The sequence below is a fragment of the Mycobacterium sp. Aquia_216 genome (assembly GCF_026723865.1).
Taxonomy (GTDB): domain Bacteria; phylum Actinomycetota; class Actinomycetes; order Mycobacteriales; family Mycobacteriaceae; genus Mycobacterium.
In genome coordinates, this window is record NZ_CP113529.1 from 625,788 (window position 1) to 650,481 (window position 24,694).

Sequence of the window (24,694 nt, forward strand, 5' to 3'; positions counted from 1 at the left end):
GGAATAGTGTTCTCCAACCGGCAGAACCAGATTGTTTGTCCGGACAAAGGAAGTAATACATCGCAGTGCGGGCCGATGTTGCCCGCGGCAGACGGAAGCAGGCGATGGAGGACTCGCTCAGACTCGACGGGCGCATCGTGGTGGTTTCCGGCGCCGGCGGCGGTGGCATCGGCACCACGGTTACGGCGATGACCGCCCGGGCTGGAGCCACCGTGATCGCGGTGAGCCGCTCGAAGGAAAACCTCGACGAGCATGTCGTCCCGCTCGCTCAACAGGGGCTGGCGGTGATCCCCGTTGCCGCCGACGCGTCGACCGACGAGGGCATCGCCACGGTGATCGAGCAGGCGGGGCGTGCCGACGGCGAGCTGTACGGACTGGTCAATGTCGCCGGTGGCGCCGGACCGTCGACGTGGATGCCGTCGACCCGGGTGACCCGTGACGACTGGCGCAAGATCTTCACCGACAACTTGGAGACGGCGTTCTTCATGAGCCGGGCCGTTGCGGCCGAGCTCATCGCGCGGCAGCAGGCCGGGTCGATCGTGTCGATCTCCTCGATCAGCGGGATGAACACCGCGCCGTTTCACATCGCCTACGGAACCGCCAAGGCCGCGATCACGGCGATGACCCGCACCATGGCGCTCGAGCTGGCGGAAGCCGGAGTCCGGGTGAACGCCGTAGCGCCGGGTGTCACCGAGACCGCGGCCTCGCGCACCTATGTCGACGAGGATCCCGACCGCGATCGGCGGGCCATCGCGATGGGCCGGCGCGGGCGGCCCGAGGAGCAGGCCGGCGCGATCCTGTTCCTGCTCTCTGACTTGTCGAACTACATCACCGGTCAGACGCTGCTCGTCGATGGTGGACTCAACCTGAAATGGAGCCACCTCGACGCGGACAACACCTCGTTGTTTCTCAAGGACGAATCCTTCCGCGCAGCGATTAGGAGGATGTGATGACCGACCTGGCCAAGGACGTGAACGTCGCTGGGGCAGCCTCGGAGGCCGAGGAACTCTCGAAACCGATGACGATCGGCGTCGAGGCTTACATCTCCGAGGACTATGCCCGCGCCGAGCGCGACAAGCTGTGGCGAAAAGTCTGGCAGCAGGTCGGCCGCGTCGAAGAACTGCCCGAGGTGGGCAGCTACCTGACCTACGACATCCTCGACGACTCGATCGTCGTGGTGCGCACCGGCGCAGGCGAATCGAACGCATTTCGGGCCCACCACAACGTCTGCATGCACCGTGGCCGCCGGCTGATCGACACGCCCGAGGGCGCCAAGAATTCCCGTGGCCGCGCGCGCAAATCCTTCGTCTGCGGATTCCACGGCTGGACATACGGTTTGGACGGGACTTGCACTCATATCCGCGAGCAAGCGGACTGGCAGGAAACGCTCACACCCGATAACACTCACCTGCACCCGGTGCGGGTCGACACGTGGGGCGGCTGGTTGTGGATCAACATGGACCCCGACTGCGAGCCGCTCGCCGATTTCCTCTTCCCCGCCGCCAAGATCCTCGACCCGTTCGGCCTGGAGAACATGCGGTTCAAATGGCGCAAGTGGCTGTCCTTCGATTGCAACTGGAAGGTGGCGCTCGAGGCCTTCAACGAGACCTATCACGTCTACACCACGCATCCCGAGTTCAACCAATTCGGCGAATTCAAGGGTTGGGCGAAAGCTCAAGGCAGGCACAGCCACATCGGCTACGACGCGCCAAAGGACATGGAGGCCACCAAGTCGAAAATCCGCCTGGGCATCGGGGCCGATCCGCGGGTGTCGACCGCCGAGATGCAGGTGTACACAATGGAGGAGACCAACGCCACCACCACGCAAACGCTGGTGAACGCCGCCAAGCGGCTGGTCGACGAATTGCCCGAGGGCACACCGGCCGACAAGGTCCTCGAGCATTGGCTCGCGTCGGCGCGCCGCGATGACGAAGCGCGCGGCGTAATCTGGCCGACGATTCCCGCCGACATCCTGGGGCAGGCCGGCACCGCGTGGCAGATCTTTCCCAACTTCCAGATCGGACAGGGGCTGACCAGCGCGCTCTGCTACGGCGCCCGCCCGCACCCCAGCTACAACCCCGACAAATGCATTTTCGAGGTGTCGGTGTTCGAGCTGTACCCGAAAGGCGAAGAGCCACAGACGGAGTGGGAGCACACGCCGGTCGGCGACCCCAGGTGGCGATCGGTTTTGCCGCAGGACTTCTCCAACATGGCCGCCGTGCAGCAGGGCATGAAGTCGCTCGGCTTTCCGGGCACCAAGCCCAACCCGTACCGCGAACGCAGCACCGTCAACCTGCACTACCAATTGTCGAAGTACATGGGCACCGGTGAGCCCCGGGCGCTTTCAGATCGGGAGCGGCCGCCCGCATGACGAGGTACCAAGACAGCTGCGGACCCACGCAGACGCCCGACGACTTCGACATCGACGCGCTGCGGGAGAAGTATCGGCAGGAGCGCGAAAAGCGGTTGCGAAAAGAAGGCTCCAGACAGTACATCGAACTAGAAGACGACTTCGCCGGCTACTACGAAACCGATCCCTATACGCCGGTGACACCCCGCGCCCCGATCGTGGAGGACCTCGACGTCGCGGTTCTCGGTGGTGGTTTTGCGGGCCTGCTGTCGGGGGCCTACCTGAAGAAGGCGGGCGTCGAGGATGTGCGGATCATCGAGCTCGGCGGCGACTTCGGCGGCGTGTGGTACTGGAATCGCTATCCCGGCATCCAATGCGACAACGAATCCTACTGCTACATACCGCTTCTCGAAGAGCTCGATTTCATGCCTTCGAAGAAGTTCGCCGACGGCGCCGAGATTTACCAGCACTGCCGCAACATCGGCAAACACTTCGGCCTCTACGATTCGGCGGTCTTCTCTACACACGTGCACGACTTGCGCTGGGAGGAGCAGATCAAACGCTGGCGGATCACCACCAATCGCGACGACGACATTCGCGCCCGGTTCGTGGTGCTGGCGTCGGGCCCCTTTCACCGGCCGAAGCTGCCCGGTATCCCCGACCTCAAAGCGTTCGGTGGACACAGCTTTCATTCGTCGCGATGGGACTACGACTACACCGGCGGCGACGCTGCCGGAGGACTGGACAAGCTCGCCGACAAGCGCGTCGGGGTGGTCGGTACCGGCGCCACCGGCATCCAGATCGTGCCCTTCCTGGCACGTTTCGCCAAGCATCTGTACGTGTTCCAGCGCACCCCGTCCACCGTGGACGAGCGCAACAACACCCCGACCGATCCGGAGTGGGTCAAAACGCTGCAGCCGGGCTGGCAGCGTGAGCGGCAGCGCAACTTTCACGCGTGGACGTTCGAAGGCATGGCCCTGGGCCAGCCGGATCTGGTGTGCGACTTCTGGACCGAGCTCGGGCGCAACACCGCGGCCCGGGTGCTCGCCCTGGACGATCCCGCATCCATCACACCCGAGCAGTTCGCGGCGATCCGGGAAGAAGAGGATTACAAGATCATGGAGCGGCTGCGGCGCCGTATCGACACCCTGATCGAGGACGGGGCGACCGCCGAAACGCTCAAGCCCTATTACCGATTCCTTTGCAAGCGGCCGTGTTCCAACGACGATTATCTGGCCAGCTTCAATAGGCCGAACGTGACGCTGGTCGACGTGTCGTCGAGCAAGGGCGTCGAACGGGCCACCGAGAAGGGCCTGGTCGCCAACGGCATCGAGTACCAGCTGGACTGCCTCATCTATGCCAGCGGGTTCGAGATCACCACCGAGATCAGCCGGCGCTACTCGATCGAAACGATCGAGGGACGCGACGGACTGTCGCTGTTCGACCACTGGCGCGACGGCTACAAGACGTTGCACGGCATGAGCAGCCGCGGGTTCCCGAACCAGTTCTACACCGGCTTCACCCAGGTTGGCATCTCCGCCAACATCGCCGCCAACTACGAGCTGCAGGGCGAGCACATCGCCTACATCATCGCCGAGGCGCTGGCCCGCGGCGCGACCACCGTGGAGCCCAGCGACAACGCTCAGCACGAGTGGTGTGCCACGATCCGGGAAACCGCCATCGACAACTCGGCGTTCGACGCGCAGTGCACGCCAGGGTATTACAACAACGAAGGCGGCGGTGGCGGAGCCGCGGAAGGGGAGGGCATCCGGTCACATCTGGGTGAACCATATGGACCGGGCTTCTACGCTTTCGAGGACTTGTTACGCGTCTGGCGCGACAAAGGGGACCTGGATGGTCTGGTTTTGGACGCATGACGGTCGCAAAGAGGTTTGACGACCGGGTTGCCGTCGTGACCGGCGCGGGCCGCGGGTTGGGTTGCGCGTACGCGCGACTGCTCGCCGAGCGCGGCGCGAAGGTCGTCGTCAACGACCACGGTGGCACCTTGGCCGGTGACGGGGCCGACGCGGGCCCGGCGGAGCAGGTCGTCGACGCGATCACGGCGGCCGGCGGGGAGGCCGTCGCCGCTACCGCGTCGGTCGCGACCCGAGACGGTGCCGGCGCGATCATCCAGACGGCACTCGACCGGTACGGCCGCATCGACATTCTGATTCACAACGCCGGCAACGTGCGCCGCGGCTCCCTCAAGGAGATGAGCTACGAAGACTTCGACGCCGTGCTCGACGTGCACTTGCGCGGCGCGTTCAACGTTGTGCGACAAGCATTTCCGGTGATGTGTGAGGCGGCCTACGGGCGTATCGTGCTCACGTCGTCGATCGGCGGCTTGTATGGGAACCACAATGTGGCCAATTACGCGGCCGCCAAGGCCGGCGTGATCGGGCTGTCCCATGTCGCGGCGCTCGAAGGCGCCGCGGACGGCGTGACCTGCAACGTGATCGTGCCGGCCGCGGTGACCAGGATGGCTTCCGGCATCGACACGGCGGCCTATCCGCCGATGGGCCCGGATCTCGTTGCGCCCGTCGTGGGCTGGCTGGCACACGAATCCTGTTCGGTGAGTGGGGAGTTGTTCATCGCGCTGGCGGGCCGGGTGGCCCGGGCGGTCACCGCCGAAAGCCCGGGGGTGTGCCGGCCGTCGTGGACGGTCGAGGACGTCGGCACTCATCTCGATGCAATCCGAAACATCGAGGCACCGTTGATCTTTCCAGTCCTGCCCGACGGGCATGACCAGCACATCCGTTACAGCTTCGGGCTGGCCCAGCGCTCAAACGATCGGGACGCACTCCATGGCTAGAGGCACGGGCCCGATGGCCGGAGTGCGGGTGATCGACCTCACCGCGATGGTGATGGGGCCCTATTGCACGCAGATCATGGCCGACATGGGCGCGGACGTCATCAAAGTCGAACCGCCCCAAGGTGATAACACCCGGTATATCTCGGTCGGCCCGGCACCGGGAATGAGCGGGGTCTTCGTCAACGTCAACCGGGGCAAGCGCAGCATCGTGCTGGACCTGCAGACCGACGCCGGTGCGCGCGCGCTGCGCGGGCTGGCGGAGACCGCGGACGTCTTCATCCACTCGATGCGGGCCAAAGCGATCGCCAAGCTCGGCTTCGGCTACGACGACGTCGCCGCGATCAATCCCGCGGTGATCTACACCAACTGCTACGGATACGGCCACCGCGGGCCCGATCACGACCGCCCCGCCTACGACGACACGATCCAGGCCGAGTGCGGCCTGCCGGCGGTGCAGCAGCAGTTGACGGGCGAGGCCGATTACGTCGGCACCATCATGGCCGACAAGATTGCCGGCCTGACCGCGCTGTACGCGACGACGATGGCGCTGTTCCATCGCGAGCGCACCGGAGAGGGCCAGGAAGTCGAGGTCGCCATGTTCGAAACCATGGCCTCGTTCATGCTCGTCGAGCACGCCAATGGAGCGATGTTCGACCCGCCCCTGGGCCCCGCGGTGTACCCCCGCACCGTGGCACCCAACCGCCGCCCGTATCGCACCAGCGACGGCTACATCGCCGCGTTGATCTACAACGACAAGCACTGGAACGCTTTCATGAAAGCCGTCCAGCCACCATGGGCCAACGAAATGTATTCGACGTTGGAACAGCGCGCCCGCGAGATCGACACCGTCTACGGGTTGGTGGCCGAGACGATGAAAGAACGATCCACCGCGGAGTGGCTGACACTCCTGCGTCGACTCGAGATACCGGCCGCGCCGCTGAACACCCCCGGCGCGCTCTTCGACGATCCGCATCTCAACGCCGTCGGCATGTTCGAGACGGTGGACACCCCACACGGACCGGTGCGCTTCCCCGGCGTACCGACCTGGTTCTCGCAGACGCCGGGTCGCGTTGCGGGGCCGGCGCCAGAGCTCGGCGCCCACACCGCGGAGATACTCGACAAGCTGGGAAGGCAGGACGAATCGTGAATAACGCCAATGACATTGGGGCATACGTGCCGCTCACAGGTAGCGATCACTAAGGAGTCTCCACCATGGGCGTGCCCGTCTACAAGCGCATTCTCGACCTGTTCGAAGCCGAAGGTGTCAACACGCTGTTCGGCATTCCGGATCCGAACTTCGTGCATATGTTCACCGAAGCCGACGCGCGCGGCTGGTCGGTGGTGGCGCCGCATCATGAGCTGAGTGCGGGATTCATGGCCGAGGCGGCGTCGCGGATGACGGGTAAACCGGGCCTGTGCATCGGCACGCTCGGCCCGGGTGTGGCCAACATCGCCGGGGCGATGATGTGCGCCCTGGTGGAGAACTCGCCGGTGATCTTCCTCGGCGGTCAGCGAGCCCGCGTCACCGAGCGCCGGGTGCGTCGCGGCCGCATCCAATTCGTACAGCAGGAAGGGCTTTTCGCGCCTTCAGTCAAGTACAGCAGCTCGATAGAATACGCCGACCAGACCGACGAGATCATTCGCGAGGCGATCCGCCGTGCCATGTCGGGCACTCCCGGCCCGTCCTACGTCGAGTTCCCGTCGCACGTCATCCTCGAGGCGCTCGATGTGCCGGATCCGCTGCCGCCCAACCGGTACCGGCTCGTCAACCAGACCGCGGGTGAGCGTGAGGTGACAGAAGCGGTGAAGTTGATTCGGGCGGCGCGAAGCCCGATCCTGTTGGTCGGCCACGGCGTGCACACCTCCCGTACCCAGCAAGAGGTCAAGGAGCTGGCCGAGCTGATGGCCTGCCCGGTGATCCAGACCTCGGGCGGCACCTCGTTCATCCCGGGGCTGCAGGAGCGGACGTTCCCTTACTTGTTCTCCCCGGCCGCCAACGAGGCAGTCGAAGACTCCGACTTGTGCGTCGCACTGGGTACCGAACTCGGTGAACCGATGCACTACGGCCGGACCCAGCATTGGGCCGACAACGATGCCAACCGCAAATGGGTGTACGTGGAGCAGGACCCGACCGCCATCGGCGTCAACCGCCCCGTAGACGTGGCGCTGGTGGGCGATCTGCGCGGCGTCGTGCCGCAGCTGGTCGAGGCGCTCAAGGGCTCTCCGCGCAAACCCGCACCCGCACTGGATGTCCTGATCGAAAAGAATGCGAAAGAGCTTGCGGACGTGGCGGAATCGGCACCGTCCGGACGCTCTCCGATCCACCCGGCGCGCTACGTCGTCGAGGCCACCAAGGCATTCAACGAACTCGAGGACGGCATCATGGTGCGCGACGGCGGCGCGACCGTGATCTTCGGTTGGACCTACTCGCAGACCAAGCCGCGCGACGTCATCTGGAACCAGAACTTCGGTCACCTCGGCACGGGTCTGCCGTATGCCGTTGGCGCCTCGGTCGCCGAGGGCGGTAGGCGCCCGGTGATGCTCCTGACCAGTGACTCGGCGTTCCTCTTCCACATAGCCGAGTTGGAAACCGCTGCGCGGCAGAACCTGCCACTGGTGTGCGTTGTGGGGGTCGACCACCAGTGGGGGCTGGAAGTCGGCGTGTACAAACGCACGTTCGACCAGCCGTCGCCGCAGCCCGGCGTGCACTGGAGCAAAGACGTCCGGATGGACAAGGTCGGCGAGGGTTTCGGTTGCCACGGCGAGTACGTCGAGAAGGAAGAGGAGATCGGCCCGGCGATCGCTCGTGCCTATGCCAGCGGCAAAGTCGGCGTAGTGCACGTGTGCATCGACCCGAAGGCCAATTCCGAGGAGATGCCGAAGTACGACCGATTCCGTACCTGGTACGCCGAAGGAACCCAGTAAGGCCACCCCGTAGGAAGGGATCGATCCGATGCGCGAATACCTGAAGTTCTACATCGACGGACAGTGGGTCGACCCGTTGCGACCGAACGCCTTTGAGGTGGAAAACCCGGCAACCGAGCAGGTTTCCGGGAAGATCTCGCTGGGATCCGCGGCCGATGTCGACGTGGCGGTCAAGGCTGCCCGGCGAGCTTTCGCCGGCTGGTCGCAAAGCACCCGCGAACAGCGCCTGGACCTGTTGCAGGCCATCCTCGCCGAATACCAGAAGCGCGCTGGCGACCTCGCCGACGCGGTCACCGAGGAAATCGGGGCGCCGCCCTCGCTGGCCGCGGGGCCGCAGGTGTTCCTCGGGATCGGCCACCTGACCACGGCTATCGACGCGCTGAAGAATTTTCCGTTCGAGGAGCAAAAGGGCGCGAGCTTGATCGCCAGGGAGCCCATTGGGGTCTGCGGGTTGATCACGCCCTGGAACTGGCCGATCAACCAGGTCGCGGTCAAGGTCTACCCGGCGCTGGCGACCGGCTGCACCGTCATCCTGAAACCTTCTGAGGTGGCACCGTATTCGCCCCACATCTTCGCCGAAATCCTGGATGCCGCAGGCGTGCCGGCGGGGGTGTTCAACCTGGTCAACGGCGACGGCGCGGGCGTGGGCGTGGCCCTGGCCAGCCACCCCGGCATCGACATGGTGTCGTTCACCGGATCCACCCGCGCCGGCATCGAGGTCGCCAAGCTTGCTGCCCCGACCGTGAAACGAGTGACCCAAGAGCTGGGTGGCAAGAGTCCCAACATCGTGCTCGACGACAGCGGCTTCGCCCAGGGCGTCAGCGCCGGCGTGGCCAACATGATGCCGAACTCAGGCCAGAGCTGTAACGCGCCGACGCGCATGCTGGTCCCGAATTCCCGTATGGCCGAGGCAATCTCCGTCGCGCGGGAGGCAGCCGAGAAGGTCACGGTGGGTCATCCTGACGCAGGGACGACTATCGGGCCGGTGGCGTCGAAGACGCAGTTCGACAAGGTCCAGCGGCTGATCCGGCAGGGCGTCGACGAGGGCGCGACCCTGGTTACCGGAGGCCCGGGCCGGCCGGCGGGCCTGGACAAGGGCTACTACGTCAAGCCCACCGTTTTCGCGAACGTCACCAACGACATGACGATCGCGCGTGAGGAGATCTTCGGGCCGGTTTTGTGCATCCTCGGCTACGACGACATCGACCATGCCGTCGAAATCGCCAACGACACCGAATACGGCCTGGCCGGGTTCGTTTCGGGAGCCGACCTCGAAAAGGCCCGCGAGGTTGCCCGCAAGATCCGGGCCGGCTGGGTGACGATCAACCATGCCTTCGACATGAACGCGCCCTTCGGCGGCTACAAGCGCAGTGGCAACGGCCGAGAGTGGAGTGAGTTCGGCTTCCACGAGTATCTGGAGGTCAAGAGCACGTTGGGCTACGCACCCGACAAGGCTTGACACTTTGGGTCGAAATAGGAAGGCATTACCCGCCGAAAGCCATCGCGTGTCTTCGCGGGATCGGACGGGGCCGCCTCTAAGCTTGCTGAGGTCAAGAGGAGGGGCGACGAAGTATCGGCAGCAACTACGGCGCCGGGCGGCTGGGTGGTCAGAGCGCGCTCAAGGCGAGGTCTGAGCCGGGCGGGACGGATCCCGCGCCGGCTCCTTCTGATGGGCGGCGCCGATGGGTGGCACCGGTGCGCCGGTTCGGCCGGCTGGCGATTTGGGATCAGCCCGAGCGGCGTAGCGGCATTCCCGCACTGGACGGACTTCGCGCGGTAGCCGTTGCCTTGGTACTCGCCGACCACGGCGGCATTCCGGGCATGAGCGGTGGGTTCCTCGGCGTCGACGTCTTCTTCGTGCTCAGCGGATTCCTGATCACCTCGCTCTTGCTCGACGAGCTCGGGCGCACCGGACGGATCGACCTGACCGGTTTCTGGATTCGCCGCGCCCGCCGGCTATTGCCGGCGTTGGTGCTGATGGTTCTCGCTGTCGGCGCGGCCCGCGAACTTCTCCCGGCCCGAGCGCTCACCGGGTTACGCGACGACGCGATCGCGGCGTTCCTGTGGGTGGCGAACTGGCGCTTCGTCGCGCAAAAGGCCGACTACTTCACGCAGGGCGCGTCGTCGCCGCTGCAGCATGCCTGGTCGCTCGGCGTCGAGGAGCAGTACTACTTCGTCTGGCCGGTTCTGCTGATCGTGGTGACCCTGCTGCTGGCGGCGCGGGCCAAGCGCTACTTTATGAAGGCCACCGTCGGCGGGGTGCGGTTCGCCACCTTCGTGATTGCCACGCTCGGGGCGCTGGCTTCCGCGGCGGCCGCCATCGTCTTCGTCTCCGACACCACGCGCGACCGGATCTACTTCGGCACCGATACCCGCGCCCAGGCGTTGCTGGTCGGCTCGGCGGCAGCGGCTCTGCTGGTGCGGGATTGGCCGTCGCTGAACCGTGGCTGGTGCATGATCCGGAGCCGGTGGGGGCGACGGGTTGCCCGCGTGCTGCCGGTGGTCGGCGTGGCCGGCCTGGCAGCGGCGGCTCACTATGCGACCGGCAATGTCGGCGATTTCCGGCACGGCTTGCTGATCGGGGTAGCCATTGCCGCCGTCTTGGTGGTCGCCCCGGTGGCGCTGGAGCAACGCGGGTTGATCGCCCGCATTCTGGCCGCGCCGCCGCTGGTGTGGCTGGGGACCATTTCCTACGGTGTCTATCTGTGGCATTGGCCAATTTTTATGGCGCTCAACGGAGAACGCACCGGGTGGACCGGATTCCCGCTGTTCGCTGCACGCTGCGGGCTGACGGTGGTAGTGGCCGGCGCATCGTGGTGGCTGATCGAACAGCCCATCCGCCGCTGGCGGCCCGCGCGGGTCGCGTTGCTGCCGCTGGCCGCGGCGACCGTAGCCACCGCGGCCGCGATCACGTTGCTGGTGGTTCCGGTGGGCCCGGGGTTGCGTGAGCCCGGCTTGCCGCCCAATGTTGCGGCGGTCGCCGCGGTGTCCCCGGCGCAACCGGGTGGGAGCCGCCCCGTCGGGCCGCGAAACCCCAACCGGCCGTTCACCGTTTCGGTGTTCGGCGATTCGATCGGGTGGACCTGGATGCATTATCTTCCGCCGACGCCCGGATACGCCTTCCTCGACCACACCGTCATCGGCTGCAGCCTGGTCCGCGGCACACCGTACCGCTACCTCGGCCAAACCCTGGATCAGCGGGCCGAATGCGACACGTGGCCGGGCAGATGGGCAACGCAGATCGCGCAAGACCAACCGGATGTCGCGCTGCTGATCATCGGCCGCTGGGAGACGGTGGACCGGGTCAACGAAGGACAGTGGACGCATATCGGTGATCCGACGTTCGACGCGTATCTCAACGCCGAACTGGAGCGTGCCTTGAACATCGTGAGCGCCAGCGGGGTTCGAGTGGTCGTCGCCACCGTGCCCTACAGCCGGGGCGGTGAAAAGCCGGATGGCCGTTTATATCCGGAGGACCAGCCGGATCGGGTCAACCAATGGAACGCCATGCTGCGCAAAAACGTTGCCCAGCATCCGAATGTGCAGATCCTGGATCTGAACAAAAAGCTTTGCCCCGACGGTGTGTACACCGTCAAGGTCGACGGCATCAAGGTGCGCAGTGACGGCGTCCACCTCACCCCGGAAGGGGTCAAGTGGCTGACGCCGTGGCTCGAAGAGTCGCTGCGCTAAGCGCTTAGTCGTCGGTGCGGCAGCTGACTTCCATGCTGTCGCGCTCCCGGACCAGGAAATTGAAGCTGGTGTAGCCGTTCGCTGGATCGCGCACGCGATCGAGGTACGGCGCCATGTCGGGCGCGCTGGCATTGTCGGCGACGACCAAAGCGCCTGTGGTAAGCCGAGGTTCGAGCAGCTTGATCACCGGAAGATAGAGGTCCTTCCAACCGTCGAGCAAGACGAATTCGACCGCTCCCTTCTGGTCCTCCAACGTGGTCAGCGCATCTCCTTCGAGGATGGTGATCACGTCGTCCAAACCGGTCTCGGCGAACGTCTTCTTCGCGGCGGCAATCTTGGTCTTGCTGAGCTCCGTGGTCACCACGCGCCCGACGCCGTTGTCGCGTACCGCTGCCGCAAGATGAATCGCCGAGATACCGAACGACATTCCGAATTCGACAACCGTGGTTGGGCGGGTGGCCCGCACCAGCGCGTACAGCAGCCGGCCGGCTTCCGGGGTCACCGGAATGTAGAACTCGCTCATCGCCTCGGCGCGCTCCGCGGTGGTCATCGGCCTATCGAACTGACCGTGCCGCTCCCGCAACAGCGACATCTGGTTCTTCGTCTCGGTGTACATCCGGTCGAGCACGGTCTCGACGCGAGGATCTTGCAACGTTGTGGCCATGCCATCGAGGGTATGCCCTGGCGGAATTCGCCCAGCCCATGACCGGCGATCAGTAAATGTGACGGGGGCCACGCCCAGCGTAAAGAGATCGCTAAGTCGTTTGACGAACGGTAGGTCGCGGTGCCAGCATGGACGAGCAAGCACCTCGGTAGGTGAGGCGTCTGCACGGACACAGGCCACTGACCCCGAACGTCGAGAGACGCCCCGGGTCAGGACAGCTCTTCCCGGACACAAGGGTTGAGCCCAAGTGGCTTCTGGACATCGTCCAGATACGCCGTGCAGTGCCGAAGCTCCGACGAGAGGGGTGCGGCCGCTCGGCTCATGTCCGGGCATTCGTTCCCCTCCCGCGTGTGGAAGTAGCGACACCCCCGTGTGTCACGGCCGTGAGGAGGTGAGGGCCAGATGAGTCCCGGCGATAGTTCCCATCCGAAATCCATCTTGATCCGATCCGGTTCCGGCGTTTCTTTCCGCTGATACAGCTTGGTTTTTGCTGTCCCGCAACCGTATTGACGGCGAGCGGGTACCGGCGAATGCCGGGCTGCCCTTGGCGCACCGACGAATCGATCGGGCTTCCAACAGGGGGAAGATCATGACTTTTGTTGTTGTACATCGTATTCGCGGCCTTAAGAGCTTGCGCGGTCGGTCGATGCTGCGTGCGGGTCGGCTCCTGACAAACAGGTTGTGCGCCATGCACATCCCGACACCCGACGAGCGGGCGAACCTGTATCTGTCGCGGATGCCGATCGCCGTGCTCACGGCCGCGCCGGGCGGCGAGTCATCCGGCAGTGCAGGCAACCACCGCTGATTCGTTGCGCCCTGCTGGGGTGCGTTGAGCACTCAATCTGTGTAGCCCGAACCTGGAGAGCGAGAAACCCATGGCGTTGATCACCAGCCCGCCGCACGGCGGGCCCGCGCTGGATTCCGCGCACACCGGCGACATCGTCGGAGCGTTCGGCCGTATCGCGCGCGACGGCGCCGGTGCGTTCAGCGGCCGGTGGCGGCGGTTGCGCACGCTGATGGTCATCACCGGTCCCGGATTGATTGTCATGGTGGGCGACAACGACGCCGGCGGCGTCGCGACATACGCCCAAGCCGGTCAGGACTACGGGATGAACCTGTTGTGGACGCTGGCCTTGCTGATTCCGGTGCTATACGTGAACCAGGAGATGGTGCTGCGCTTGGGTGCGGTCGCCCGGGTCGGGCACGCACGGCTGATCTTCGAGCGTTTCGGAAAGTTCTGGGGCGCCTTCAGTATCGGCGATCTGCTGGTGCTGAACGCGCTGACCATCGTCACCGAATTCATCGGTGTAGCGCTGGCGTTGGGATTCCTGGGCTGTCCGAAGATCGTTGCGATCCCTGCCGCCGCGGTACTGCTGTTCGCCGTGGTGGCCGGGGGCTCGTTCCGGCGGTGGGAAGCGCTGATGTTCTTGCTGATCGCGGTGAATGTCGTGATGATCCCGATGTTGCTGCTGGTGCATCCAAACCCGAATAGAGCTGTCGGCGGGCTGATCCCACAGTTCCCGGGTGGACTGAACGCAGAAGTCCTGCTGTTGATCATCGCGATCGTCGGTACCACGGTGGCGCCATGGCAGCTGTTCTTTCAGCAGTCCAACGTGGTGGACAAGCGCATCACCGCACGCTGGATTCCTTACGCACGAGCAGATTTGATCATCGGCATCGTCGTGGTCATCGTCGGGGCGACGGTGCTGATGGCGGTGACCGCCTTCGGTCTCACCGGAGACGCCGGCAGCTTCACCGATGCCGGTGCGGTCGCCAGCGGCCTGCGCCACCCGGTGGGCGTGCTGTTCGCGATCATCCTGCTCGACGGTTCGCTGATCGGGGCCAACGCAATCGGGCTGGCCACCATCTACGCCATCGGTGACGCAATGGGCAAGCGGCACTCTTTGCACTGGAAGATCAGCGAGGCGCCGTGGTTTTACGGCGGTTATGCGCTACTGCTCGTAGCGTCGGCCGCGGTGGCGTTCAGCCCCGATCACATCCTCGGGCTGGTCACCCAGGGCGTGCAGGCGCTGGCCGGAATCCTGTTGCCGTCGGCGACGGTGTTCCTGGTCTTGCTCTGCAATGACCGGGCGGTGCTGGGACCCTGGGTGAACACGGTGCGGCAGAACGTCATTGCCTGGGCGATCGTGTGGTCACTGGTGCTGCTGTCGCTGGCCTTGACGGCGGCCACGTTCTTCCCGGACCTTTCCGCCGCCGGCCTCGAGGACGGGCTTGCGGCCGGTGCGGCGCTCGGCGTCGTCGGGGGCGCAGTGGCAATCATCGCCGGTCGGCGCCACGGTGGCGATCGCGAGGCGCAGCACATCCCGTCGGCCCCTCGTGCGCAGCGGCGGGCTCAGCGCCGACAGGACCGGCTGGACTGGCAGACCCCCGATATGGCCGCGCTTACCCGCCCGGCCATATCGCCCATCCGCCGGGCCGGACTGCTGATCCTGCGCGGTTATCTGGTGCTGGCCGTCGTCTTTGTGGTCGTCAAGATCGTCGAGGTCGGCGTCACCTGACCGCTACGGCGAACCGTTGGGCAGCAGAACAATTTTGCCGTGCGTGTGCCGGCGTTCGAGTTCCTCGAACGCATCGGCCACCTGCTCCAGCGGAAAGGTCGCGGCAATGTCGAAATCGAGGGCGCCGCTGACGATCAGGTCGGCGATTTCGGTCAGCACTTCCGGGGTGGACGCGTCGGTGCTGCCTTCGGTTTTGGCGCCGACCTCGCCGGCCTTCTGAAAGGAGATGATCGTGTCGATGCGCTGCGGTGCCACCCCGAGATCCACGGCGAGCTGGACGTAGTCCGGGCCGAACAGGTCGATGAACGCCTGGATTCCGTCCGGCGCCGCCTCGCGCAGCCGCTCGGCCAACCCGTCGCCGTAGCTGATCGGGATGACGCCGTGTGCCCGCAGCCATTCGGCGTTGCCCTCTCCGGCGATGCCGAGCACTCGTGCCTTGCGCAGGACCAGCAGCTGGACGACAAGACTGCCGACCCCGCCGGCAGCCGCCGACACGGCGACGGTCTCGCCCGGCTGCGGCGCGACCGCGCGGACGGCCGCGTAGGCCGTCGCGCCGACGACATAGAGCGAACCGGCTGCCTCCCAACTCAATTGAGCGGGCTTACGGATCAACTGGTCTACCGGGACGGCGGTGTGGGTGGCATGACTAGATCGCTGGAAGCTGAACCCCAGCACCTCGTCGCCGACCGCGAACTCGGTGACCCCGGCGCCGGTGGCCGTGACCACACCGGCGAGATCGCTGCCTTCCCCGGAGGGAAACGTAGCGGGGAACACGTCGTGCATCGCTCCCGACCGGATGGCGGCCTCACCAGGATTGATGCCGGCGGCACGGACCTCGACCACGACCTCACCCCGGGCGGGCGTCGGCATGTCGATATCTGTCACGTACAGCACGTCACGTCCCCCGTAACGGTCGAACCGTACGGCGCGTGCCACTGAAGCCGTCATCTCGATCTCCTCAATGCGTGAATCGATGCTTTCCACCCCGGCCGTCGGCCAGGACGGGCGCGAACCTGCGCCTGTCCTTTGATGCGTGCGCGTATGTTCATATGCGCTGACCTCGTCCTAGAAAGGAACGCCCATGGGACCCGCTCGGATGGCTGTCACCGGTTGGGCGGTCACCACCATTGTGCTCGGCATCGCGATCGCCGGCTGCGGTCACAGCGGCAAGACTTCGACGTCGCCGTCCCCGAGCGCTGCGACTTCGGCAGCGACCTCGTCTGGACCTCCCCCGGATTACAGCTCATTGCTGATCCAGCCCGGTGATCTCGGTGGAGACTTCACCGCGCCGGAGCCGCCGGTGCTGAACTTCAACAACACCACCGGTGTCTCGCAACTGTTCGTCAATGCCGACAACAGCCGGCGAATCGGGGACACCATCTTGGTCGTCCCCGATCCCTCGATGGCAGCGGCCGGCCTGGAGAACACCAAAACGAACTACGCGAAGAAGGTCGCCGGCACCTGGCAGCCCGTCGATGTCGGCTCCAACGGCGCGATGATCTCGGGCACGTCGTCGGATAATTCGCAGGCGATCGCGGTGTTGTTGTTCACCGAAGGCAGGGCGCTCGTCAACCTCGAATTCGACAGCGCGCCGAGCGACCCGATCGATCCGGGGATCGCCATCGACGTCGGCCGCAAGCAAGCCGCCGCGGTCAAGAACGGTTTGCACAGTTAGCCTTTCGGGCTAGCCGACCAGACCGAGCAGCCGCAGATCGGCGACGTACTTCTCGATCAGCTGTGCCGACAAGTGCGGAATATCCTTGTCCGCACCAATTTTGGCTGCCCGTACTGCTGTCCGGAACACATCCGTCGGCGCCGGCGCGCCGCGCAGCGGCTGCTCGGGCTTGCGGTAGGCGTCCAGCAGCGGCAGCACGGAAAGCTGGCGCTGCTTGTCGGGCAGCGCCCGAATAGCGGTCTCGAATCGTTGCAGCCATTCGTCGTAGTCGTCGATGCGCCGGATGTCGTGACCGGCGGCGGTCAACCAGTCCACGAATACATCCAGCGAGATGCCGTCGTCGTGCGGGTTCATCACGTCGAAGGACCGATAACTATCGGAATCCTCAGTGGCCGTTGCTGTCTGCTCACCGAGCGTGGTGACCGCTTCCGCCACGAAGTCGGCGGGCAGGCCGTCGAAGTGTGCGACGGCCCGGTGCCCCTGGGTGTCGGTCTGGTAGAAGGAGAATGGTGCGATGCCGGTCACCAGCAGACTGAATATCAACCGGGTGAACATATCCGGCACATTCAGCTGTCCCGCGTACTGGCTGTGCGCAAGGATCAGGTCGGACCGGAAGACCGCGACCGGCAGGCCGCACAGGTCATGTGCCTCGCGGAGCAGAACCTCACCGCCCCACTTGCTGTTGCCGTATCCGTTGGCGTAGCTGTCGTCGAGGGGCCGCACCGGGCTGACGGTGCGGATATCGCCGTCCTCGAGGAATTTGGCGGGATCGACCGACATGGCCACCGATACGGTCGAGAGGTAGGTGATCGGTGTGATTCGAGCAGTGATCGCCAGGCGGATCAATTCGGCGGTGCCCACCACGTTGGGGCCGAACAACTGGTCGTAGGGCAGGACATGGTTGACCAGCGCGGCCGGGTGGACGATCATGTCCACGGTCTGCGCGAGACGTTCCCAAGTCGCTTGATCCAGACCAAGATTCGGCTCACCGATGTCGCCGACGATGACCTCGAGGTGGTCGGCGGCCAAGGTCTGGAACCGCTCCGACAACTGCGGATCCCCGCTGTCGTAGACCGCTTCCAGTCGCCTGGTGGCAGCTGCGGTGTCCGTGCCCCGGATGATGGTGATCAGTTTCCCGCCGCGTTCGGCCAGCCGCTCGAGCCATTCCAGGGTCAGGAAGCGGCCGAGGTAGCCGTTGGCGCCGGTGAGTAGCACCGTGTGGGGTGCGCCGGTCGAGCGCGGCAGCTTCGCAGCTGCGGCCAGGGTCTCGGCGTCGATGAACTTGTCCAGGGTGAGCTCGGACGCGCGGACTTCGGTGACGCCGCGCCCGTGCACGGTCGAGAACGTGGGCCGCTTGGAGCCGGATTCACGCTCGGATTCAACGTATTCCGCGAGCTGGCATAGGTCGGATGCCGGGCTGATGATCTGGCCGACCGGAACTTCCACGTCGAAGATGTCCTGCAGCAGGTTGGAGAAGGTCAGCGCGGACAGCGAGTCGCCGCCCAGCTCCAGGAACTGGGCATCCGGTCCCGGCGGGCCGCCGGCCAAGCCCAGTAACGCCTCGGCGGCGCGCGTCAGGGTTTCTATCACCGGCCGGTCGGCCGCACCCTCGCGCAGGGCGCGCAGTTCGGCCGTCCGGGTGGCCGCGAGTTCGGCGTAGAGCTCCTCGAGCCGCTCGCCGTAGCGCTCCTTGAGCTTGGGTCGCAGCAGCTTTCCGACCCCCGACAGCAGGCCGTTGTCTTCACTGAACGGCTCGGTCTCGACCAGAAAGTCCGCGGGTACTTCATAGGACTGCAGCTCGGCGAGTTTGGCGGTGCGGCGCAGGGATTCGCTCAATGCGGTCTTGAGGCCGTCGGGGTCGCCGGCGAACCGTTCCTGGGCGTCGGCAGTCGGGACCACGACGCCCAACAGGTAAGGCCGTTCGCTGTTGCCGTAAACGAAGATCTGCCGAACCAGGGCGGCGCCGCTGAAAACAGCTTCCAGGCGCGCCACCGCGACGAATTCACCTTGCGCCAGCTTCAGTACATTGTTGCGCCGGTCGACATAGACAAGACGGTCCGGGCCAACCTCGGCCATCACGTCGCCGGTGCGGTAGTAGCCGTCGGGGTCGAACGCATTCGCCGTCACGTCGGGCCGTTTGAAGTATCCGCCGAATGCGGTCAGCGATTTGATCAGCAGCTCGCCGCGCGGATGGGGCTTATCGGTGTGGAAGTAACCCAATTCGGGAACGTCGATCAGTTTGTAGTCGAGTACCGGCGGCCGGGTGACCACACCGTCCTTGAACACCATCCCCACCTCGGTCAGGCCGTAGCCGTCGAGCACATGCACGTCCAAACAGGACTCGATGAAGTCCTTCATCTCAGCGGCCAGCGGTGCGGTGGTGGAGAAGCTGGTGATCACTCGTCCGCCCAGAACCTGTTCGCGCAGTTCGGCTTTCGCCTGCGCATCGGCGGCCTCGGGTGCGGCGCCCGCACCGATCAGCCGTTCCACCGCGCTTTGGTAGCGCTGGTACAACATCTCGACCACCCGAGGCACCATGCCCATCTCGGTGGGGCGCACCAGATTCCAGTCGTCGAACAACGTGGACAGGTCGCTCTCCGGTACGAAGTAGCTGGTGCCTCCCGCTTGGAACGCCGACGACAGCGGTATCCGGCCGCCCACGTGGTTGAGCGGCATGAAGTTGACATTGAACACCGGTATGTCCGCGAAGTCTGGATAGAGCTCGTTGGTCCACAGCTTCAACACCATGCGTTCGGTGTACATGGCGCCTTTGGGCAGCCCGGTGCTTCCCGACGTGTACATGATCATCGCCAGCCGCTCATCGGTCTCGCCGGTGTACATCGGCTCGGGTGGCAACGCGCGGCCGCGCTCGACCAATTCATCGAAGGTCTCGATGGTCACCGGCATGCCGGCGTCTGCCAGCTTGTCCTGTGCGCGCTGCAGGTTCTCCCGCTGGTCGTCGATCTGCGGCTGGTAGTCGAAGACGACCAGGCGCCGCAACGACGAACTACCGAGCACCGCGTCGACGGCAAGGTCGAGATACCCCGCCCCGGTGGCCAGTATTTGCGGTTCGATTTCGGCGACGATCGGCTGTAACCGCGACGCCGTGGCGTTGTGTTGCAGAGGCACCGCCACCAGACCGAGGTAGCCGGTCACCAGATCGAGCGTCAGATACTCCGGGCTGGCGAAACCGAGGGTGGCGACAACGTCACCCGGCGTCACCGAGGTGGCCCCGTCGTGGCGCCACGCCGAGGCGACCGCTCGCACGTTGGCCCACAGATCGCGGTAGCTGATGGTGTCGAATCGGTGCAGCAGCCGGGGGGTGGTGCGCCCGGTCGCCGGATCGGTCGTCAACTCGCGCGCCCGCCATCCCAGGGCAGGGCGGTCCGCGTAGCCCTCGGCGAACAACTCCAGGATCTGCGGCAGGCGAAGGCCCGGCTGGCGCGCCGCCGCCTGCAACGCGAGATCCGGCGTGGCGTTTCGGTACTGCTCGTCGGTCGTCTCCAACCGGAGGATGCGCTCGGCGACTTGTTCTCGCGCCGTGCCCTGCGGACCGGTAACGGTGCCGTTCCCGCGTTTCGCATCGGTAGTCATGTCCGCCCTCTCGTTCGCACCGCCCTCTAGCGCAAACCACCGGCCCGCTACGAGTCTTCCACCGGTCGAGTGTGACCGTCCCCACACGCGTGCCGGGGTGCGTGCCCGCGCGGCGTCACGGCCGCGTCAGAGATTTGCTGGTGCCGGTTTACCCGGGGCCGCTGCTACGCGACGACCTGGATAGGGTCGCCGACGTTGACGTTGTTGAAGTACCAGGCGGCGTTGTCCGGGCTCAGGTTGATGCAGCCGTGGCTGACGTTGGAGTGGCCCTGGGAGTCGACCGACCACGGCGCCGAGTGCACGTACACGCCGCTCCAGGTGACGCGGACCGCGTACTGAGCGGTGATCTTGTATCCCTCGGGGGAGCTCAGCGGGATACCGATCGTCCGCGAGTCCATGACCACGCTGCGCTGCTTCTCGAGGGCGGTGAAGTTGCCGACCGGCGTCGGCCGGCTGGGCTTGCCCATCGAGGCGGGCATCGTGCGCAGTAGTTCCCCGTCCCTGGTGACCGTGAAGGTGTGGCCGGAGATGCTGGCTACACCGAGGAACGCGTCGCCGGTGTCGAAGCCCGTCGTCAGCTCTTGCACGCCCACCGAAACGTGGCTGTGCGCAGGCCAGTACTGGTTCGGAACCCATTGGACGACATTGTTCTCGGGCCACTCGAAGTGTCCGGCGATGTTGCTCGGCGAGGCGACGTGGATGGACCGTTCGACCGCGGCACGGTCTAACACCGGCGCGCTGAATCTCACGATGACCGGGTGCGCAACCCCTACCACCGCGCCATCGGCCGGCAAAATCGAGGCAACTGCGGGGACTGGTTCGGGTAGCGGGACCGAGGCGAGGGCGCGGGAGCCGGATCCCACCACGCCCAGGCCCGTGATCGCGACCATAACAAATAGATAACGAACCCCACGACGCATGGCGTCCACCCTCCGACATGGTGCGATCAGCACGACGATATTCTACTGGCTGTCTGACTATTACGGCTTTTAGCAAACAATGACACTCCCGCCCGTCTCCACGATAACGATCCGATCACCGGTTGGGTTCGATCCCGGCACGGGCGACCTGCGGCGAGGGGGCGGGCATGGCGCCAGCGGATCACTACATTCGTCCACACGCGGGCTCGGCGGCGTTGGTGTTGATCGATATGCAGCGCGACTTCCTCGATCTTGGAGACGCCCCGATGCCGGTTTCGGGCACCGGCGCGCTAATACCGGCAATTGCCAAGCTGGCGAGAGCCTTCCGGGAGCGCGGGTTGCCGATCGTCCATGCGGTGCGGCTTTACCGGGCGGATGGGTCGAACGTCGATCTGGTTCGGCGGCAATCCGTCGAACGGGGAGCGCGAATTGCGTTGCCGGGCAGCTGCGGTTCGCAGATCGCCGCGGAGCTGTTGCCCAAAGCCGTTGAGCTGGACCATGAATTGCTGTTGAGTGGCGACTGGCAGCAAGTGGGGACCGCCGAGCACGTGATGTACAAGCCGAGATGGGGTGCCTTCTACGGCACCACCCTCGAGCGACGGTTGCGTGAAAGCGGCAGCGATACAGTGGTCTTCGCGGGTTGCAACTTCCCGAACTGTCCCAGGGCGTCGATCTACGAGGCCTCTGAGCGCGACTTCCGCATTGTGCTCGTGTCCGATGCGATGTCGGGTGTCTACGAACGCGGAGTCGACGAATGCCGAGCCATCGGTGTTGCGGTCAACGACGTGTCGGAGACGCTGCATTGGCTGGCGGGCTAGCGAGGCGTTAACCTCAGCGGAACCAGTGCCCGGACAGCGAGGAGGTGCGGGTGCTCTTCCGTCAACTGGAGTACTTCGTCGCGGTAGCCCAGGAGCGCCACTTCGCCCGGGCCGCCGAAAAGTGTTACGTGTCGCAGCCGGCGTTGTCCGCGGCGATCGCCAAGCTGGAACGCGAGCTCAACGTCACGCTGATCAACCGCGGACACAGCTTCGAGGGCCTCACCCCCGAAGGCGAGCGACTAGTCGTGTGGGCCAAGCGGATTCTGGCCGAGCATGATGCGTTCAAGGCCGAGGTGCACGCCGTGCGGTCGGGGATCACCGGAACACTTCGGCTGGGCACCGTGCCGACGGCATCGACAACGGCATCGCTGGTGCTGTCGGCCTTCTGTTCGGCACATCCGTTGGCCAAGGTGCAAATCCACTCCCGGTTAGCGGCCACGGAACTGTACCGGCGCTTGCGCGAATTCGAGTTAGATGCCGCGATCGTGCACGCGTCACCCGATGAGGCCCACGATGTGGACCTGGTACCGCTGTATGCGGAGCGTTACGTGCTGCTGTCGGCGGCCGACATGTTGCCGTCCGGCGCATCGACGTTGCGGTGGCCGGATGCCGCGCAGTTGCCGCTGGCATTGCTCACCGCTGACATGCGAGACCGCCAAATCATCGACGAAGCCTTCGAGCGCCACGGCATCGCGGTCACCCCTCAGGTCGAGACCGACTCTGTAGCTTCGCTACTCGCGCAGGTCGCCGCAGGCAACTGGGCATGCATCGTTCCGCACACCTGGCTGTGGACGTCGCAGCTGGGCGCAGAGATCCGTGCCGTCGAAATGGTGGATCCGGTCGTGAAAGCCGAGATCGCACTGGCCACCAACGCCGCCGGCCCCGGATCGCCGGTTGCTCGCGCGCTCGTCGCGTCCGCGCAAGCGCTTTCACTCGACGAATTCTTCAATGCCCAACTGCTGGGAGTCACGCACCGGCGCTGACCGCGGACTCCCGGGTGGCCGCGCTGGTCGGATTCAGACTGGCCAGATGTCCGCTCTCCACCCCGGCCGCCGGGTCGAGTGCGCAGTCGATGATCGACGGCCCGTTCGCCGCGAGTGCCTCGGTCAGCGCCGACTCCAGTTCTGCGGGGGTGTCGACGTGATATCCCTTGCCGCCGAAAGCTTCTGCGAGCAGATCATGCCGTGCCCCGGCGTTGAGTACGGTGGGGGCCGGGCTGCCGCCGGTGGGCTTCTCGTCGCCGCGGTAGACGCCGCCGTTGTTGAGGATGACGACCGTCACCGGCAGTCGGTAACGGCAGATGGTCTCGATCTCCATGCCGCTGAACCCGAATGCGCTGTCGCCCTCAATGGCGACGACCGGTCGGCCCATCTCGACGGCGGCGGCGATCGCGAAGCCCATGCCGATCCCCATCACGCCCCAGGTTCCGGTGTCGAGGCGGTGCCGCGGCAGTTCCATGTCGATGACGTTGCGGGCCAGGTCCAGCGCATTAGCTCCTTCGTTGACCACGTAGACATCTGGATTCGCTTGCAGCACTGACTGAATGGCGCCCAGTGCGTTGTAAAAGCGCATTGGGTACGGATTTTCGGCGAGGCGCTTGCTCATCTTGGCGTCGTTGCGCGCTCTGCGATCGGCCAGCTCGTCTGTCCAGTCCGTGGGCACGGTGATAGGACGAACGGCCAGGCCATCACGTAGCGCGGAGATCACCGACCCTATGTCGCCGGCCAGCGGCGCGGCGATCGGCTGGTTGCTGTCGAACTCCGACGCCGCGATATCGACCTGCACGAACTTGGCGTCCGCGGACCATTGCGGTGATTCGCCGTGGCCGAGTAGCCAATTCAGCCGAGCGCCGACCAGCAGCACCACATCGGCCCGGGCGATGGCCAGTGACCGGGCGGCAGCTGCGGACTGCCGATGCGAGTCCGGCAGCAATCCCTTGGCCATCGACATCGGCAGGAACGGAATTCCGGTGGATTCGACGAAATCCCGAATCACGGCGTCGGCCTGGGCATACGCGGCGCCCTTGCCGAGAACGATCAGTGGCCGGCGTGCCCGGGTGAGCACGTCCAGCGCACGATCGACCGCCTCTGGTGCCGGCAGCTGGCGGGGGGCGGGATCGACGACCCGCCAGACGCTCTCGGCTCCGGCCGCGGCATCCATGGCCTGGCCCAGCACCACTCCCGGGATGTCGAGGTAAACGCCGCCCGGCCGGCCGGAAGCAGCGGTGCGGATCGCGCGTGCGACGGCGCGTCCGATGTCCTCGACCCGGTCGACGCGGTAGGCCGCCTTCACGAACGGCCGCGCGGCGTTGAGCTGATCCAGGTCCTGGTAATCGCCGCGCTGTAAATCGACCAGCGCTCGATTGCTGGATCCGGAGATCTGGATCATCGGGAAGCAGTTCGTGGTGGCGTTGGCCAGTGCGGGCAGCCCGTTGAGAAATCCGGGTCCGGATGTCGTCAGGCACACGCCGGGTCGGCGGGTGAGAAACCCTGCGGCAGCGGCGGCATTGCCGGCGGAAGTCTCCTGCCGGAAACCGATGTACCGCATGCCGGACGCCTGCGCGACCCGGGCGAGGTCGGTGATCGGGATGCCGACGATCCCGTAGATGGTGTCGATGTCGTTGGCCGCCAGCGCATCGACGACGAGGTGGAAGCCGTCGGTCAGCGGAGCGTTCTCCGACCCCGCCGCCGACTCGGCAGATGTTGCGGAAGGTGCGGTCATGTCCCG

17 protein-coding genes and 1 riboswitch are annotated in these 24,694 nt (G+C 65.5%); of the genes, 12 read left to right on the forward strand and 5 right to left on the reverse strand.

The features are described from left to right. The first annotated feature begins 104 nt into the window (after positions 1 to 104). From OK015_RS02975 to OK015_RS03010, 8 genes are all read left to right on the forward strand, one after another. Complete coding sequence (locus tag OK015_RS02975; RefSeq protein ID WP_268129133.1) at positions 105 to 950, forward strand: SDR family NAD(P)-dependent oxidoreductase; 846 nt, start codon at positions 105 to 107, stop codon at positions 948 to 950. Next, the gene (locus tag OK015_RS02980; protein ID WP_268129134.1) at positions 950 to 2,371 is read left to right on the forward strand and encodes an aromatic ring-hydroxylating oxygenase subunit alpha; all 1,422 of its coding nucleotides are present in this window, start codon (positions 950 to 952) and stop codon (positions 2,369 to 2,371) included. Before OK015_RS02975 ends, OK015_RS02980 begins: the two co-directional genes overlap by 1 nt. Then, the gene (locus OK015_RS02985) at positions 2,368 to 4,227 is read left to right on the forward strand and encodes a flavin-containing monooxygenase (RefSeq protein ID WP_268129135.1); all 1,860 of its coding nucleotides are present in this window, start codon (positions 2,368 to 2,370) and stop codon (positions 4,225 to 4,227) included. Before OK015_RS02980 ends, OK015_RS02985 begins: the two co-directional genes overlap by 4 nt. Further along, entirely contained in the window at positions 4,224 to 5,162 is a 939-nt protein-coding gene (locus OK015_RS02990) for an SDR family NAD(P)-dependent oxidoreductase (RefSeq protein WP_268129137.1), read from the forward strand. Before OK015_RS02985 ends, OK015_RS02990 begins: the two co-directional genes overlap by 4 nt. A gap of 13 nt (positions 5,163 to 5,175) precedes the next feature. Beyond that, positions 5,176 to 6,309 (forward strand): CaiB/BaiF CoA transferase family protein, encoded by a 1,134-nt coding sequence (locus tag OK015_RS02995; protein ID WP_268132396.1) that lies wholly within the window; start codon positions 5,176 to 5,178, stop codon positions 6,307 to 6,309. A gap of 65 nt (positions 6,310 to 6,374) precedes the next feature. Next, the gene (locus OK015_RS03000) at positions 6,375 to 8,087 is read left to right on the forward strand and encodes a thiamine pyrophosphate-binding protein (protein ID WP_268129138.1); all 1,713 of its coding nucleotides are present in this window, start codon (positions 6,375 to 6,377) and stop codon (positions 8,085 to 8,087) included. Between the two features lie 28 nt (positions 8,088 to 8,115). Next, positions 8,116 to 9,546, forward strand: coding sequence for an aldehyde dehydrogenase family protein (locus OK015_RS03005; RefSeq protein WP_268129140.1), 1,431 nt, complete (start codon positions 8,116 to 8,118; stop codon positions 9,544 to 9,546). A 236-nt stretch (positions 9,547 to 9,782) separates the two neighbouring features. Continuing rightward, positions 9,783 to 11,777: an acyltransferase family protein gene (locus tag OK015_RS03010; protein WP_268132398.1), complete on the forward strand. Its 1,995-nt coding sequence runs from the start codon at positions 9,783 to 9,785 to the stop codon at positions 11,775 to 11,777. Positions 11,778 to 11,781: 4 nt separating this feature from the next. Here OK015_RS03010 and OK015_RS03015 read toward each other — a convergent pair whose 3' ends face one another. Further along, on the reverse strand, positions 11,782 to 12,441 hold the full coding sequence (locus OK015_RS03015) for a class I SAM-dependent methyltransferase (RefSeq protein ID WP_268129141.1): 660 nt from the start codon (positions 12,439 to 12,441) through the stop codon (positions 11,782 to 11,784). 137 nt (positions 12,442 to 12,578) lie between these two features. Then, positions 12,579 to 12,752, forward strand: a riboswitch (M-box (ykoK) riboswitch). A gap of 564 nt (positions 12,753 to 13,316) precedes the next feature. Between OK015_RS03015 and OK015_RS03020 the strand changes: the two genes are divergently transcribed. Beyond that, complete coding sequence (locus tag OK015_RS03020; protein WP_268129142.1) at positions 13,317 to 14,960, forward strand: NRAMP family divalent metal transporter; 1,644 nt, start codon at positions 13,317 to 13,319, stop codon at positions 14,958 to 14,960. A 3-nt stretch (positions 14,961 to 14,963) separates the two neighbouring features. Here OK015_RS03020 and OK015_RS03025 read toward each other — a convergent pair whose 3' ends face one another. Next, positions 14,964 to 15,908 carry an NADP-dependent oxidoreductase gene (locus OK015_RS03025; RefSeq protein WP_268129144.1) on the reverse strand — a complete coding sequence of 315 codons (945 nt, stop codon included), beginning with the start codon at positions 15,906 to 15,908 and terminating at the stop codon, positions 14,964 to 14,966. A 133-nt stretch (positions 15,909 to 16,041) separates the two neighbouring features. On the opposite strand from OK015_RS03025, the gene OK015_RS03030 reads away from it, so the two are divergent. Further along, positions 16,042 to 16,635 carry a hypothetical protein gene (locus OK015_RS03030; RefSeq protein WP_268129146.1) on the forward strand — a complete coding sequence of 198 codons (594 nt, stop codon included), beginning with the start codon at positions 16,042 to 16,044 and terminating at the stop codon, positions 16,633 to 16,635. 9 nt (positions 16,636 to 16,644) lie between these two features. On the opposite strand, the gene car is transcribed toward OK015_RS03030, so the two are convergent. Both car and OK015_RS03040 read right to left on the reverse strand, forming a co-directional pair. Then, a complete protein-coding gene (gene car, locus OK015_RS03035) occupies positions 16,645 to 20,229 on the reverse strand; it encodes a carboxylic acid reductase (protein WP_268129148.1) in 3,585 nt (1,194 codons plus the stop codon). 164 nt (positions 20,230 to 20,393) lie between these two features. Further along, positions 20,394 to 21,149: a L,D-transpeptidase gene (locus OK015_RS03040; RefSeq protein ID WP_268129150.1), complete on the reverse strand. Its 756-nt coding sequence runs from the start codon at positions 21,147 to 21,149 to the stop codon at positions 20,394 to 20,396. 167 nt (positions 21,150 to 21,316) lie between these two features. Here OK015_RS03040 and OK015_RS03045 point away from each other — a divergent pair, with 167 nt between their 5' ends. Both OK015_RS03045 and OK015_RS03050 read left to right on the forward strand, forming a co-directional pair. After that, positions 21,317 to 21,967, forward strand: a complete 651-nt coding sequence (locus tag OK015_RS03045; protein ID WP_268129152.1) for a cysteine hydrolase family protein — start codon at positions 21,317 to 21,319, stop codon at positions 21,965 to 21,967. Positions 21,968 to 22,017: 50 nt separating this feature from the next. Then, entirely contained in the window at positions 22,018 to 22,950 is a 933-nt protein-coding gene (locus tag OK015_RS03050) for a LysR family transcriptional regulator (protein ID WP_268129154.1), read from the forward strand. Here OK015_RS03050 and oxc read toward each other — a convergent pair. Beyond that, complete coding sequence (gene oxc / locus OK015_RS03055) at positions 22,934 to 24,688, reverse strand: oxalyl-CoA decarboxylase (RefSeq protein ID WP_268129156.1); 1,755 nt, start codon at positions 24,686 to 24,688, stop codon at positions 22,934 to 22,936. The genes OK015_RS03050 and oxc overlap by 17 nt on opposite strands. Positions 24,689 to 24,694: the final 6 nt, after the last annotated feature.